At 59.9% G+C, this 12,864-nt stretch carries 19 protein-coding genes; 1 reads left to right on the plus strand and 18 read right to left on the minus strand.

Translation table 11 applies throughout. From position 1 onward, the window contains the following. Positions 1-32 precede the first annotated feature (32 nt). The 8 genes from ACZ889_RS19590 to ACZ889_RS19625 all read right to left on the minus strand — a co-directional run bounded on the left by ACZ889_RS19590 (position 33) and on the right by ACZ889_RS19625 (position 4,608). Positions 33-554: a KilA-N domain-containing protein gene (locus ACZ889_RS19590; protein WP_054572992.1), complete on the minus strand. Its 522-nt coding sequence runs from the start codon at positions 552-554 to the stop codon at positions 33-35. Positions 555-680: 126 nt separating this feature from the next. Beyond that, on the minus strand, positions 681-1,088 hold the full coding sequence (locus tag ACZ889_RS19595; RefSeq protein ID WP_476239027.1) for a phage tail terminator-like protein: 408 nt from the start codon (positions 1,086-1,088) through the stop codon (positions 681-683). Beyond that, complete coding sequence (locus ACZ889_RS19600; RefSeq protein ID WP_012052991.1) at positions 1,085-1,471, minus strand: hypothetical protein; 387 nt, start codon at positions 1,469-1,471, stop codon at positions 1,085-1,087. The genes ACZ889_RS19595 and ACZ889_RS19600 overlap by 4 nt, the downstream gene beginning before the upstream one ends. Positions 1,472-1,473: 2 nt before the next feature. After that, positions 1,474-1,854, minus strand: coding sequence for a glutamate 5-kinase (locus tag ACZ889_RS19605; RefSeq protein WP_476239026.1), 381 nt, complete (start codon positions 1,852-1,854; stop codon positions 1,474-1,476). 2 nt (positions 1,855-1,856) lie between these two features. Further along, positions 1,857-2,249 (minus strand): protein singed, encoded by a 393-nt coding sequence (locus ACZ889_RS19610; RefSeq protein WP_476239025.1) that lies wholly within the window; start codon positions 2,247-2,249, stop codon positions 1,857-1,859. A gap of 39 nt (positions 2,250-2,288) precedes the next feature. After that, complete coding sequence (locus ACZ889_RS19615; RefSeq protein ID WP_476257719.1) at positions 2,289-2,885, minus strand: hypothetical protein; 597 nt, start codon at positions 2,883-2,885, stop codon at positions 2,289-2,291. A gap of 48 nt (positions 2,886-2,933) precedes the next feature. Further along, positions 2,934-3,878, minus strand: coding sequence for a major capsid protein (locus tag ACZ889_RS19620; protein WP_104886286.1), 945 nt, complete (start codon positions 3,876-3,878; stop codon positions 2,934-2,936). A gap of 10 nt (positions 3,879-3,888) precedes the next feature. Next, a complete protein-coding gene (locus tag ACZ889_RS19625) occupies positions 3,889-4,608 on the minus strand; it encodes a hypothetical protein (protein WP_476239023.1) in 720 nt (239 codons plus the stop codon). A 110-nt stretch (positions 4,609-4,718) separates the two neighbouring features. Here ACZ889_RS19625 and ACZ889_RS19630 point away from each other — a divergent pair, with 110 nt between their 5' ends. Further along, on the plus strand, positions 4,719-5,186 hold the full coding sequence (locus ACZ889_RS19630) for a hypothetical protein (RefSeq protein WP_445677721.1): 468 nt from the start codon (positions 4,719-4,721) through the stop codon (positions 5,184-5,186). 14 nt (positions 5,187-5,200) lie between these two features. On the opposite strand, the gene ACZ889_RS19635 is transcribed toward ACZ889_RS19630, so the two are convergent. The 10 genes from ACZ889_RS19635 to ACZ889_RS19680 form a co-directional block, all read right to left on the minus strand. Then, complete coding sequence (locus ACZ889_RS19635) at positions 5,201-6,247, minus strand: minor capsid protein (protein ID WP_476257720.1); 1,047 nt, start codon at positions 6,245-6,247, stop codon at positions 5,201-5,203. Continuing rightward, positions 6,237-7,661: a DUF4055 domain-containing protein gene (locus ACZ889_RS19640; protein WP_476239021.1), complete on the minus strand. Its 1,425-nt coding sequence runs from the start codon at positions 7,659-7,661 to the stop codon at positions 6,237-6,239. The genes ACZ889_RS19635 and ACZ889_RS19640 overlap by 11 nt, the downstream gene beginning before the upstream one ends. Positions 7,662-7,669: 8 nt before the next feature. Then, positions 7,670-8,971, minus strand: a complete 1,302-nt coding sequence (locus ACZ889_RS19645; RefSeq protein WP_476257721.1) for a terminase large subunit domain-containing protein — start codon at positions 8,969-8,971, stop codon at positions 7,670-7,672. After that, complete coding sequence (locus ACZ889_RS19650; RefSeq protein WP_392545932.1) at positions 8,958-9,419, minus strand: DUF2280 domain-containing protein; 462 nt, start codon at positions 9,417-9,419, stop codon at positions 8,958-8,960. Before ACZ889_RS19650 ends, ACZ889_RS19645 begins: the two co-directional genes overlap by 14 nt. A gap of 31 nt (positions 9,420-9,450) precedes the next feature. Next, positions 9,451-10,074, minus strand: coding sequence for a putative metallopeptidase (locus ACZ889_RS19655; RefSeq protein ID WP_476257722.1), 624 nt, complete (start codon positions 10,072-10,074; stop codon positions 9,451-9,453). A gap of 177 nt (positions 10,075-10,251) precedes the next feature. Beyond that, a complete protein-coding gene (locus ACZ889_RS19660; protein WP_026031959.1) occupies positions 10,252-10,485 on the minus strand; it encodes a hypothetical protein in 234 nt (77 codons plus the stop codon). Between the two features lie 487 nt (positions 10,486-10,972). Beyond that, the gene (locus ACZ889_RS19665) at positions 10,973-11,164 is read right to left on the minus strand and encodes a hypothetical protein (protein ID WP_476239018.1); all 192 of its coding nucleotides are present in this window, start codon (positions 11,162-11,164) and stop codon (positions 10,973-10,975) included. Positions 11,165-11,210: 46 nt separating this feature from the next. Beyond that, a complete protein-coding gene (locus ACZ889_RS19670) occupies positions 11,211-11,480 on the minus strand; it encodes a hypothetical protein (protein WP_476239017.1) in 270 nt (89 codons plus the stop codon). Further along, a complete protein-coding gene (locus tag ACZ889_RS19675) occupies positions 11,480-11,791 on the minus strand; it encodes a hypothetical protein (RefSeq protein ID WP_016711287.1) in 312 nt (103 codons plus the stop codon). The genes ACZ889_RS19670 and ACZ889_RS19675 overlap by 1 nt, the downstream gene beginning before the upstream one ends. A gap of 619 nt (positions 11,792-12,410) precedes the next feature. Next, a complete protein-coding gene (locus tag ACZ889_RS19680; RefSeq protein WP_476239016.1) occupies positions 12,411-12,647 on the minus strand; it encodes a hypothetical protein in 237 nt (78 codons plus the stop codon). Positions 12,648-12,864 lie beyond the last annotated feature (217 nt).

Genomic DNA, 12,864 nt, shown 5'->3' on the forward strand with positions numbered 1-12,864 from the left:
CGCCATGTGGCGGTGCATTGGTCGGGTTCTGATCAGGCCGCGTCGAGCCCAAGTGTCATTTGCAACTGGTCGCGCCAGTATTCGACCTGGTGCTCCAGGCCTGGCTTCTTGTTTCGCCAGCGGGCCAGCTCACGACCGCTCAGGCTTGCAACGGCCTTCGCGTCGTCCAGAGCACGGCAGGCGCGGTCAAATTGCTGCTTTTCGTTCAACTCGCCGCGCAGTAGGGCGTCAATGTGCAGGTCTGCCCATACGGCGAAGTCATCATCGAGCCAGCGGGCGAATGCTACCGCGAGTTTTGGGTGAAGCCAGGTGCCCTGTCCCTTGCCGCCCTTCACTGCCTCGACAAGACCGAAGTGAGATTTTCCCACTTCGGTGTCCAGGCCCAGTGCTCTCGCCAGAGCTTTGAGGTAACTGATGCTTGCGGGCAGGCGCAGCCAATCGACCGGGCGCTTGCCGAAGCGCTTGGCTACGTCCGTGGCGTTGATCCATCCATCGCTGTTGAAGCGTACGGCTTTGCCTTGGTAGTGAAACGGAATGACGTTGCTCTCGATCATCTGTGACACCTCGTTCATCAGGCGAATAGAAACGCAGCCGGGGCGGACGGATGAACGAACATCCACCGTTCGGCTGTACGGGCCTAGGCTGCGTGTTTGGTTGCCTTGCGGCAGAAATTGGCGGGCTCAGTAGGCCCGGTATGGGATCGACACGTTGACCTGGTACCAGCCGTGGCCGTCATCGCCAATCGTCGCAGCCGAAGCCGCGTGGCAGTCGAATGGCCCGGTCGGGTCACTGTAGAACTCGAAGTGCTGCACCAGCGTGTCGGCGGCCTTGGTGATGGCCAGGGTGCCCTTGTAGCTGGGCACGAACAGCTGAACCATGATGATGCCGGTGCGGCGCACGCACGGGCCGATGCCGGCCTCTGGCGCGCTGGCCAGGCCTGGTACGTCTGCCAGTCGTGCCCATATGGACTTGCCAGCCGGGTTGAAAGGCCCTTGCGGATTGTTCGGGTAATCGACAGCGTCTGCGGGAATGCCCGCCCACTGCGTCATGCGGCCAGTCACGATGGCCCGGATCTGTTCGAAGGTCATGTCCTGTAGGCCTCGGCAACGCCGTTGAACGACACCGCGTAGATGCCGGCCGGCGCCTGCTGGGAATGGCCATCCTCAAGCGGGCCTGCATACGGCAGATTGTTCTGGATGAAGACCTGCGTGTATGGCTCCAGGCCGGTGACCGCCCGCACACCCGCCTGGAGGGTTTCGGCACCAGTTGGGTCGACGTTCACGGTGCTGGTGTAAACCGGCGCTCCGACGCTGACGATGTTGTTGCCACGGAATCGCCCTGTATCCACCGGCGAGCGCAGAACGATTTCGTTGAGGAGCGCAATAGCGATGACTCGAACGCGCTGGCTCAGCTGCTCCTCAACTACGCCCGCGAACATGCTTGGCGGCGTGCTCCAGCCTCTTTTGGCCATGCCTATTTCCTCAGCTGGATCTCGTAGTGGGCCTTGGCCGGGTCGATGCCTGGGCTGACGATGCGGTATTTCACAGGCTCGCCCGTGATCAGGTCGTTGGCGGTGATTTCGTGGCCAACAGCCGGCTTGTCGGTGACCTCGCTGGCCAGGCAGATCAGCAGCACATCGCCCACTAGGATGTTCAGCCCGTCGATGCGCCGGCTGTCGTAGCTGTCGAGCACTCCGCGCCCCGTATAGGTCACGGGCTGGGCCGTGGTGGTCTCGCCGACCGGATCCCAGACGCCAGGCCCCATGTAGGTGCCAGTGAACGTCGATACCGCGTCGGCCAGGTCTTCGTCGAAGGCCTCTGCCAGGTCTGCCTGGATTTCGTCACGTAGACCCATGGCTACCCCCTTTTCACAGCAAAGGCGAATGGGTTGCTGCGCCATGGCGTCAGCAGGGCAAGTGCCAGCTGCACACAGGCTGGCTGGGCGATAGTGCTGGTCTTGTCGATCGAGCCGAAGGTCTTGCTGGTCGATACCGACCCAGCCTTGACGGTCTTCGCCTCAAGCGATCCTTCGGTCTGCTGCTGGTACAGCTTCCCTTGAGACGCGCATTTGGCCAGCCGGGCGCCAGCCTCTTTCACGTCGTCAGAGATGGCTTCCATGTAGATCCCGGTCAGGTTTAGCGCTGTCAGGTAGGCGTTTGCCTCGAAGACCGCCTCGTCCTTCAGCTCTGGAGATGCCCAGTCAGACCCGAGGATGGCGTCTACGTCGGCCACTGTGATGTAGGTAGCCATCAGGCCTCCGCTTGAATGAGTGGGGCCGCAGCCCCGGGATTACTGCTGGCCGAGTTCAGCGACCTGCTTCTGCAACGACTCTTTCGAGGCGTTGGCGCGGTAGGTGACGTTCGCAGCGTCCAACGTGGCCTTGAGCTCGGCGACCTGTTTGGCCTCGCGGCTTTCTTCGGTCTCGAGCTCCTGCTTGGCTGCTTGGGCCAGCAGATCGTCCACTTGCTTCTGCAGCACTCTGGCCTTCTCGACTTCACTGTCGCGCTCGCACTGAAGGCTAGCGATACCGGCGTTGACCGCTTCCAACACCTGGAATAGGTGGCCAGCAGTTTCGCCAAGCTCGCCTTCAGGGCGCTCCAGGCGCTGCGCGGCGAAGGAGTCGACAATCACACCGATGGATGCAAGCTCGGTGACCAAGCGATCGAGCGCTGCATGATCGGGACCTTCAACAAGAGCCACACGTGTAGGTACCTCAACCACTGACACATCAGCGCCAGCGGCTTCGTAAGCATCGACCACCTTGGGCCAATTGCCGATCACCACAACCGATTCGACGCCTGGTTCGGCCTGATCAAAATGTCGTGGGTTGCGATAGGTCAGGCCTTGCTCGAAGCCGTCACGCTGGGTGGTGTAAATCAGTTCCATGGATTATCTCCAAGGCAGGCCCGCTGGACCCGCCTTTGCTATGGCCGATTAAGGCGCGGACAGGTCGATCAGGACGCCGGCAGTAGCCTTGTCGCTGGTCGCGTGCTTACGCCAGTTCGCACCGGTGCCGAGCGCTGCGAGGTTCGGGTTTACGCCTGCGGTGTCCTTCCAGGAGTAACCCATGATGTCGACGTTGAAGGCGCCTTCCGCGCGATAGCCGATCGCCAAGTTTTCCTGGGTGTTTACCGGATACGAGCGCACACCCGGGGCTTGGGACTCAGTCACCGAGACAGCGCCCACCTGCAGGCCGAAGATGCGCTCTTCGGTGACTTTGTCAGAGACGAGGACCGGTTTGCCCATGGTGCCAGGCGAGCCGCCGTAGATGACCACGCCCGCCTCTTCGTAAATCTTCTGGTCGATTGCGTCGTCAACCAGGTCGAAGTAGGTGGCGGAGTCCATGGCGAAGAGCGCGATGCGATTGAAACGATCGCCGAACTTGCGCATGCCCTTGGTCAGCACCTTCTTGTGATCGACTGCGAAGGACCCGGTGGCGACCATGTTGGCGTTAGCACCGATAGCCGCGCCCAGAGCCGCGAAGGCAGTCTGGATGTAGTAGTCCAGGGCTGCGTCGGCCATATCCTGGCCAACCAGCATGGAGAACTCTTCGGGGCTTCGCGCACGTCGTTTGAAGGCCTCCTCCGTGGTCTCGTACGGACCGTACTTCCACGGGGTTTTCACGCCGACCGCTTCGTCGGCACCGATCTTGATGCCGGCTACAGTGGCGTCGGAGTTGACGTTACGGTGGCCCAACGTGCCGCCGATCTTGTAGAACGAACGCTTGCGCAGGTCGCCCTCGATCAGTTCGTTACGCAGGATCAGCGCACCGCCCGACGAGGCGTTGAACACCTCCAGAACGTCCTGCAGACGCTCCAGGTAGGCGGTTTGGGCAAGATCGTTGTAAATGATCATGTCCGAGTTGAGGGTGGTAGGCATCTGCTACTTCCTATTTTGGCAATTTGAGGTATGCCTCCTGCCCATGCGCTTCGATGTATTCGCGCTTTTGGACAGAGGTCATTTCGGAGCGTTTCTGTGCGGCCCCGCCGCCTTTTCCAGCACCGCCGGCCCCGCCGCCAGATGCCTTGCTGCCAGCGATCAGCGGGCCAAAGGCCGGATCGTTGGTGAATTCTGCTTTCAGCTCGTCCAGCGTTGCCGCCGAGAGCTTGCCGGCGGCGTCCAGCACGACAACGGTTGGTTTACCGTCGCGCTGCTCGACGCTCAGCCGGCGTTCGATGTGGGGAAGCAATGCCTTTGCGGTACCTGGCACAGCCAACTCGGTGGCCAACTCGGTGGCGGTACGCCCCACGGTCAGATCCCGGATCTGGCCCTGCAAGGTTGAGCGTTCAGTTTCCAGAGCCGAGGTCAGCTCAGCTTCGCGACGGTTGAACTTGTCGGACCAGGACTTCTCCAGGCCTTCGATATCACCTGCCTTGCGGGCAGCCTCCTCGGCCTCGGCGCGAGCCTTATCTTCAGCCTCGCGGCGTGCCTTCTCGGCGGCCTTCTTCTCGCCCAGGAGCTCTTCCACCTTGGCCTTCAGGCCGGTGACGTCTTCCTGCTGCGGAAGCCCATCGATGCCAAGGACAAACTTGCCGTCCTTCTCGACGTACAGGCCTGCTACCGATTCTTCGACGCCTTCGAGGCTGTCCAGTTGGAATTTCAAGGTCATTGCTGTCTCCCTGAGACGTTGAGCAGGCCCTGCCTGCAACTAAAAAAGCTTGAAATGAATCTACGTCGTAGCTATATTGCAGACACAACAAAGCACAATGGAGTCACACAATGAGTTCTGTACAGTTCATTCATGGCGATAATGGCGAGGCTGTTTTTGCTGTGTTGCCTATCGAGATGTACCGCTCTCTCCTCGCAGGCGGCGTTGGATCAGAGGCCTCTGCCTCATCACATCCGCTTTTGAATGAGGATCAAACGATGATCAAACTGCCTTACGGTGGCCCTGATGCTTATCTCCACATCCCGGACCTTCTGAAGTACTTGAAGGACAATGGAATCAAGCACCTCGCTATCAACCAGCGCGCTCAGATTTTGGATAACTTTCCGCCTGAGCAAGCGATGACGCTCGACCCAATCATCCGCCGCGAGTTTCTTGGCGACCTTCGGTACAGAAACACGATGCAAGCCACTACCGAGGTGGTAGACGCCCTTGTCGCATCGGGCCACTTCCGGCGCATAAAACAGCGCTATGAAGGCGTGTTTGGTCGAACTGTGAATGCTCTGGAAGTAGTCGAGTAAAGCTCGCCCCGGCCTCAATCGAGGCCGGCTCTTTGGTACGCCATCGGCTCACGCTCGCGCAGCTGCTTGAGGGTCAAGGTGCCGCCGTCGTCATCGACAAACCGGTCGATGGACAATTCGCCCTTGCTGAACAACTTGTAGCGAGCTGGGCCCAGCACATCCTCTTGGAATGCCGCCGGTTGCCGGGCGAGCCATTCGCCATAGGTTGTCCGGCTACTGACTTGTTCCACACCATCGGCACCTACTGCCGGCCTGGTCGATCCCGGGATCTCTCTGGCGAATTCATCCTTGAGTACGGGAATCTCGGTCGTCCGGCAGTTCCAGTGGAACGGCGGCGACGGTGCGGTCATAGGCACCACAGTGCCGTCCAGTACCCGGCATAACGGCGTTGTCCGGCCGTCCAGCGTGGCCACGCGACGCTTCCCCTTCAAGATGTCGTCGTTGTCAGCCATGACCTGCGCCCTTGCCGAACTGGCGATGTGGTTGGTCATGGTTCTGACCAGCGATGCGGCCTGGTCGCGCTGCTGCACGCCCAGGGAGGTTAGCCGCCGGCTGATCTGTCCGGACGTCTCGCCCAGCGCCGACCCCACGCGAATCTCGCTGATGATCTCAGCGTTCTTCTTGGTGCCGTACTGGTCGAGCGCGCCGTTGATGCTGATGCGCTGGCGGCCCTTGCCGACCTCTAAATCGAGAGGATCAGCCAGCGCAGCAGCGGCTACCTGCTCGATGCTGGGCCTGTTCAGTTGGACGACCGTCTTCACGACCTTGCCCAGCAGAGTCATGTTGAACTCAGCCTCATAGCCACCGAATTCGGTCAGGTCGAGCACAGCCTGCTGCTTCATCTCACCATAGACGCCCGCCAGATCGCCTTGCAGCTCTTGGATCTGCTTTTCGTACCGCTGGGTGCCGTACCTGCTCAATCCATCGGATACACGCGATTTGGCGGTGCTGATGGCCTTGGTGATGAACTTGGCCAGGCGCTTGAGGCTGCCCCCGGCGTAGCGCTGCACGTGCACCTGGTGGCGAGTCGCTGCGTCGGACAGGTAGCCGTCACTGCTCATCCTCGCCGCCTCCGGTGTCGCTTCCGTCTATCGGCGCCTGCTGGGCCAGTTCATCGTCGATCAGCTCATCGGTGCGGTCAGCCTCAAGCACGCCGCCCTGGCGCAGGTTGGTGCGCAGGTCAGACTTCGCAATAAGGCCCTGCTGCCACAACTGAACCTGAGCCAGGATGTCCTGGGCGGTCATCGTCTCGTCGAAGAACGATTGGTTGAGCCAGAAGACCGTCCCTTCCTCGTCCGGCTCGCCCATCATGAAGCGCTCAGCGTCGAGGATGGCCCGCTTTAGGGCCTCGGACACGTTCCCTGCGATGGTGCCCAGCACGCTGTTATCCGAGCTATAACGGATACGCACCGCCTCGGCCGTCTCTGCACCGCCCGCTTTCTGGACGATGCGCGCGCCGATCATGAGCATCTGCTCCTCCTTGTCCTTCATCAGCGTACGAGCCAGTTGGCTCTCCGTTGCCTGGACAAGCTTTGCGTCACCGGACTTGCCGAGGTTGTAGCCCCGGGTCGATCCGATGTGCATGCCGTTCGGGTTCACCTTGGCGAACTCGTCGGCGCTGATATCGGTGGTGATGAACAGCGTGGGCTGGCTGCTGATGAACCCGCTCTCTTCCACCGTGGCGCTGTTGCCGTAGTGCAGGATGTTCACGTCGGCCAGGTCTTCAAGTGGCGACTTGTCGACACTGGCGTCGTTGTTCTGCGAGCCGTAGAAACTGAACAGAATGTGATCGAAGGGGCGGCCATTCTTGTCGAGCGGCGCGACTTCGCTATAGGTGTTGCCGTCCTCGGCGTAAACACGCTGCACATAGCGGCCATCAACCAGCAGCAACACGCGGTATTGGGTGCTCGTTGTGCGCTCCAGGCTGTCCGGACTGAACGTAGACACGCATTCCAGCAGGCAGACATAGACCAGTCGCTTCACGCCATCGACCACCTGCTCATCCCAGTCGATGATCGACTCGGCGCCATAGTGATGGATCAGCGCGCTGCGCCCCTGCATGTCGGCCATGGAGGACACGCCCTCAACCGCAGGGAAGTCCACGAGGAACCCACCCCGGCCTGCGTCAAGGCACTCGCCCACGGCATCCTTGGACAGCTGCTCCAGGCTCGTGCCGTCGCCGCTAGCGTTCTCTTTGAGGTATTCGACCCCGGCGGGCAACTCCAGCTCTGCAGTCTTGCGAAACACCGCACCCAGCAGACCGGTACGCGTGCGCCCGGTGACGTTCAGGAACATCGCCCGCTTCTTGTACTGCTTGTACCGCGCCTGGTTCTCGGGAGACTTGTTCTCCGGGTCCGGCATCGGTAGGTAGATATCGTGCTTGCGCACCTCGCGGGCGCCCGCCACGCAGCGCTTGACCAGCTGCCAGCCGGGCAAGGCCTCCGAGTACTCTGCCCGAGGGAGGAAGTTAGGCATGGATGGCCTCAGAAAGTGAACGAGATTGGTACGTGAGTGACCGGCCTGCTGATCGGGTAGTCGTGGTGGATGAAGTAGCCGCCGGCGTCGTTCGCGTGGTCGACGCCAGATTTCTTGTCGGGCTCGCCATTGGGCGCCCACACCTGCTGCTCCAAGCCATCCGCGTAGGTCGGGCAGCGCAGCGGGTTAATCAGGTAGCGGCGTTCGCCATGCGCGTTGCAGAACATCGCGTTCATGGCGTTGATGCGGTCTTTAACCGGTGGGTTGGCATCGGGGGCTATCACGCTGAACCCGGCCTGGCGCAGGATGGCGATGTCCGTCTCACTGGCATTGACCGACTTGCGCGATCCGCCTGAGGCGTCCGGATAAATCCGGATTTCGCGTGTCTTCTCGTAGTCTCTGCCGTTGTGCCGCCAGTAGCGCTCCTTGATACGCCGGATCATGTCCGGGGTATCGAAGCCGTCTATCAGCTCATCCACTGCTCTGGGCTTTCCGTCAGCGCGCTTGACGTGCGTGATAGCCGCCATCTTGCCGACGTTGAAGTCCATGCCGATGAACAGAGGCTCTCCAGGCTCGACGGTGTCGAAGCAGGAGTTCAGCTTTCGGTCGTAGGCGTGGTAGATCGAGCCGGCGTTCAGGTTAACGAACTGGCCATTCAGGTAGGCCAGGATCAGCTGGGCCGGGTATGACTCCATCAGCGACGGGATGTAGTCCGGCGGTAGGTTCAGCTCGTTGTCGAACGTGCTGGCCTGCACCAGTCCATACATGCCTTGCAGGGCTGGCTTCTCGCGCAGCTGTTTCACGAACTGCTGGTAGACGAACTTGAACCCCTCGGGGGTGGTGGTCACATCCACGCCGTTCTTCAGCCCGGGCACGTTGTAGCGCATCCGGGCAATGATCTTGCGCCAGGCGTGCTCAGCCTTCAGCGCGGGCAGAACATCGAGCTCATCGACCAGGGCATGCCCGATCTTGAAACCCACGATGGTCTGCGGCTTCTCCATCGAGCGGCAGATAGTCGTGCTGCGGTACTGGCCGCCGCTGTAGAACTCGACCTCCTTGTCGCTCTCCTTCGTCTTGACCTTCAGGCCCCAGTCGAAGGCGACCTCCTCGATGGTCGGGAAGAAGATGTCGCGGATCTGCGGGTACGTCGGGGCGAAGTAGCCGGAGTCGATCCGTGGCCATTCCCAGACGTGCTTGCAAAGCGCCGCGCAGCCTACCCAGGTCTTGCCGGAGCCGAACCCCGCCACGAAGCCGCGAAACTTGTTCTCCATACGGAGGAAGCTGGCCTGGGGCACGTTAAGTGACGGCATCAGGCTTCCTCGCATCCACCACGTCGACCTGCACCCGGGTAGGCGGCACGTTGTCGTGGGGATTCTCGTTCTTGGTCTGGCGGTTCACGTATACATCGCCGACCTCTTTGGCCGCCTGCTCCAGCAACTGGGCAGTCAGGGCCATGTTCTTCATGTTCTCCGCCTTCTCGGCCATACGCCCAAGCACACGAAGCCGGAACGCTCGGTTGGCGATCGGTATCTCGGCCGTCTCCTCGCGGAAGCGCTTTCGAGTGTCTTCGAAAAGGGTTACCCAGCGCTTGGCCAGGTCACGCCCAGCACGCTTGGTCGGGTCGTGCGCCTCACACTTCTGTCGGGTAATCTCAAGGCCGAATTCTTCTCGGACGGCTGCCGCGACTTGCGAGGGGGTATCGAAACAGGCCAGGGCCTGAACGATGAAGGCTTTCACCTCGTTGCTCAGGGCCGCCATAGGTTTTCATCCGTCGTGGGTCTGTCAGGGGTCAGGCAGACTTGAGCAGACAGGTTCCGCAGGCCCTCGAAATGTTGATCTTGGCCACCTCAGGCGGCCGGCTTGCAGCGTCGATCAGCTGCTGTACGTCATGCCCGGCACCGTAGCGGCGGACCACGCCGACGAACTCCTCCACATCGTGGCCACGGAGCGTCAGGCTGGGTAGCCCGTCCTGGGTGAACTTGGGCGCGCCGTACTGATCGAGCTTCTGGGCAATGTGGTACAGCTCGTGCTCGATGAGCGCGCAGAACTCGGTGTCGGAGCAATGCGAGCAGTAATCGGCAGCCAGGGTGATCACGAAGCCCGGCACTTCGCCGAACCAGTCGATCATCTGCTGCTCTTGCCGGGCCTTCTGCCACCCACCAGCTCGAAACATCAGCTGCTCGGCCTGACCAAGGACCACCCGCCCCTGCTTGACGAACCCGGACGATGCCCAGAGCACACCGATGTTCGCGTCGAACAAGTGGGCGTGTTCAGGGTTATGGATGCTGCCGGTGTCGGCAAGAATCTCGGCCTTAAGCCAAGCCCATATTTCAGGGGCAGGAGCCAAGCGGATACTGAAGTCGGATAGCTCGGACAGTTCAAGCAGTGACGATGGAGGATACGGCCTATCCATAGGTCACCTTGTTCTTGAAATGATGTTGCGGTGCCGGGACGGCAGAAGTCTATTCAGTGCAGGAGGGAGTACTAAGCCGAAAGGCGATTGGCTCAACGCAAGCTATGCATGGTGATTGCCCCATCTGGCTGCCATGCGGCATACCACTTCAAGCGCTCGCACGAGAGGCCGACCCGATTAACTCTTATCATCATGCACAGTGACCCTCACTCCCGTAGCCACGATCTCGTACTCAGTTTCGGAAATCTTGTTCACGGCACCACCCATTTGCATTTCGAAATGCTTCAAGCCTTCATGTCGAACCATTCCGCTCGAAGAGCGCTCAACGGTCTCGTCTTGGTAGATGTAGATGACGTACTCCACATTATCCGTGCCAAGCCCAACTATTCTTCCAACATATTTATCTGCCATGTCCGGACTCCTCGCGTGAAGCCTCAAGGTAGCGGGTGCCAACAGATCAATCCACTGCATTGGAGCGTTAATCATGAATATGATGCTGGTCTGAGCGTGAGCACGCTCATGCAGCAAGCGGCGACCCGGCACGGTAGGCTCGTTCCATCGCCTCCCAGTCGGGTTGCTTCGTTGTCATTGGACACCTACATAAACCAGCCGGTCGCCTCTACACCACAGCCGCGGCAGTGAACCGCGCCGCTGGCTTGGCCTGACTTGCGCATGATGAAGAATGTTTCGCTACCGCAGTTGCAGTGGAATGCCTCGTCACCTGGCTGCGGGCCAAATGGATACTTGAACGCGCCGCGATGGGTGCCGCACTCCGGACACTCCATCTGCGTGACGCCTAACGGTGCAGCCGCTACCCATTCATGCCGACAGTTCGCGCAGATGCACTCGCCGGAGGCGTGCGGCCCCTCTCGCTCTCGCGGTTTCAGCTCAACCACGTTCATTCGGCCACCATCTTGTGTGTTTCGGCGTGGGCGTGGCCGTGCAGCAGGGCGACCAGAAGCCCCTGCGGCAGCCCGGCATCCTTGGCGGCACCAATCGCTTTCACCAGAGCGGCATCGAACTCGGTCACCGCATGGACGATATCCATGCTTACCGGCAGCTCGTGGCGAATGCGGGTTACGTTCCTCATCGCTACTCCCGCGCCACAAAACGGCGCATCTCGAATTTGTGGCGCGCTACCCAGGCTGGAACACATGGCCGCGCCGGGCGACCGCGTACAGGACGATCCCCAGTTTAAGGATCACGCCGTACAAGGTGGGCACATGGCCGTTCATGGCCAGGACAAAGGCGCCGAACGCGCCGATGGCCACCAGGTAGAAGGCGACAGCCAGCAGTGGATGATCCATGGGCCGGATGCGCCGCAGGTAGTCGCATACTGCGATCACGACCAGTACGCTCAGGAAGGCATTCGCGCCGATCAGAACTGAAATCAGGGTCGAGCTCATCAGGTAGCTCCCTTGGCTCCGAACTGACCCACAAGCGACTTCAGCACCGGGATGATGTTCATTGCCAGAAGGCCTATCAGAAAGGCCACGCCGTATTGGGTTTCTCCGCTCGTGCCAAGGCTGAAATAGCTGATGGCGAGCGGGGTGCAGAAGACTGCCGAAGCGAAACCGGTGAAGAAGGCGGCGACCGCCTGGCCCCGGGTGAGGCCTCGCAGAAAGGTCAGCGAGAGGATCGCTCCTGCGAAGCCGCCAATGATCACGCCGTACTTCACCAGCAGGACGCCGGCAGTCGTGCTTGCTGGTTCGGCCATGTGTGGATCCTAGAAGAAAAGGCCCGGCGAGGCCCTATTCAGGGACCGGGCAAGCGTGCGGAGCAGCACATAACGAAAAGCCCCAGAGTTTCCGAGGCTTAGGATGGTAAGCGTACATCCGTTGATCTGATGGGGAGCTAATTCACCTGAACAAAAAAACCGCCCGAAGGCGGCTAGCTAGTGATTATTAGCGCTATCCCAATCAATCGGGAGCGCCAATCAGCTCAAATGTTCTATTTCATGACTTTCGCGGATCATTTTTAGCATCTTTCTCAGCAACCTTGTCGTGCCGACTGTAGAGCTCTGCCTTTGAAGCCCGCTCGGTGTTGGCACCCTTACTTGCTTCCGCCCTTGAGCCTTGGGAAGATGTATTTGCACCAGAACTTCTTTCCCCCTGGCGCGATGTTTTATCTGTCATATAAACCTCTGATGAGCCCGATTATCCGAGCTCAGATAAATGAATTACTCAGCGAGTGATCAATCATTTGTACGCATCTGCCTACGGTCACTCTCCGGACCTTTCTCAAGGCCTAGCTCGTCATCATCTGGGGTGTAGCCCAATGGATCATCAGCTTCGAGGAGCGTATGTGGCGAAAGAGCCGTACTTGGTTGGGCGCTTCTACCAACGGCGCCCAGGATAAGTCCAGCCGGCCTGCTGACTACTGAACTTTTCCGAATTTGAAGCTTTTTGACGCTCAGAAAACTCAGGTTCTAGTTCAGGCGTAGCGTCGGGATCGATATAATCGTCCCTATCCTCTGGGCTAGATTTTTCCAACCCCTCACGCTTTTCAGTACCTGACCCGACTTCCAATTCAAGTCCCGGAGATCCATCTGGCTTGGCAATGTCACTAGACATAAGTACCTCTCATTAACTCAGAAATTCTGAGCTAAAGCGAGTATGCGCCCTAAGGTTGCCATAAGGTGGAATACCAGACCACCGGGGTAATTAAAAAGACCGGCGCAATTATGGAAATTCTGAGGGCCTATTTCGGGCAATAAAAAACCCGGCGCGGTGGCCGGGTTCTGTGTGTCACTCCTCAACTAGCGCAGGAATGACAGGATGGGTGAATATT

Source organism: Pseudomonas sp. TE3895, from assembly GCF_056278855.1.

Coding starts and splice junctions, on each gene's coding strand:
- ACZ889_RS19590 (WP_054572992.1), bottom strand. CDS start 554: ATGATCGAGAGCAACGTCATTCCGTTTCACTACCAAGGCAAAGCCGTA.
- ACZ889_RS19595 (WP_476239027.1), bottom strand. CDS start 1,088: ATGACCTTCGAACAGATCCGGGCCATCGTGACTGGCCGCATGACGCAG.
- ACZ889_RS19600 (WP_012052991.1), bottom strand. CDS start 1,471: ATGGCCAAAAGAGGCTGGAGCACGCCGCCAAGCATGTTCGCGGGCGTA.
- ACZ889_RS19605 (WP_476239026.1), bottom strand. CDS start 1,854: ATGGGTCTACGTGACGAAATCCAGGCAGACCTGGCAGAGGCCTTCGAC.
- ACZ889_RS19610 (WP_476239025.1), bottom strand. CDS start 2,249: ATGGCTACCTACATCACAGTGGCCGACGTAGACGCCATCCTCGGGTCT.
- ACZ889_RS19615 (WP_476257719.1), bottom strand. CDS start 2,885: ATGGAACTGATTTACACCACCCAGCGTGACGGCTTCGAGCAAGGCCTG.
- ACZ889_RS19620 (WP_104886286.1), bottom strand. CDS start 3,878: ATGCCTACCACCCTCAACTCGGACATGATCATTTACAACGATCTTGCC.
- ACZ889_RS19625 (WP_476239023.1), bottom strand. CDS start 4,608: ATGACCTTGAAATTCCAACTGGACAGCCTCGAAGGCGTCGAAGAATCG.
- ACZ889_RS19630 (WP_445677721.1), top strand. CDS start 4,719: ATGAGTTCTGTACAGTTCATTCATGGCGATAATGGCGAGGCTGTTTTT.
- ACZ889_RS19635 (WP_476257720.1), bottom strand. CDS start 6,247: ATGAGCAGTGACGGCTACCTGTCCGACGCAGCGACTCGCCACCAGGTG.
- ACZ889_RS19640 (WP_476239021.1), bottom strand. CDS start 7,661: ATGCCTAACTTCCTCCCTCGGGCAGAGTACTCGGAGGCCTTGCCCGGC.
- ACZ889_RS19645 (WP_476257721.1), bottom strand. CDS start 8,971: ATGCCGTCACTTAACGTGCCCCAGGCCAGCTTCCTCCGTATGGAGAAC.
- ACZ889_RS19650 (WP_392545932.1), bottom strand. CDS start 9,419: ATGGCGGCCCTGAGCAACGAGGTGAAAGCCTTCATCGTTCAGGCCCTG.
- ACZ889_RS19655 (WP_476257722.1), bottom strand. CDS start 10,074: ATGGATAGGCCGTATCCTCCATCGTCACTGCTTGAACTGTCCGAGCTA.
- ACZ889_RS19660 (WP_026031959.1), bottom strand. CDS start 10,485: ATGGCAGATAAATATGTTGGAAGAATAGTTGGGCTTGGCACGGATAAT.
- ACZ889_RS19665 (WP_476239018.1), bottom strand. CDS start 11,164: ATGAGGAACGTAACCCGCATTCGCCACGAGCTGCCGGTAAGCATGGAT.
- ACZ889_RS19670 (WP_476239017.1), bottom strand. CDS start 11,480: ATGAGCTCGACCCTGATTTCAGTTCTGATCGGCGCGAATGCCTTCCTG.
- ACZ889_RS19675 (WP_016711287.1), bottom strand. CDS start 11,791: ATGGCCGAACCAGCAAGCACGACTGCCGGCGTCCTGCTGGTGAAGTAC.
- ACZ889_RS19680 (WP_476239016.1), bottom strand. CDS start 12,647: ATGTCTAGTGACATTGCCAAGCCAGATGGATCTCCGGGACTTGAATTG.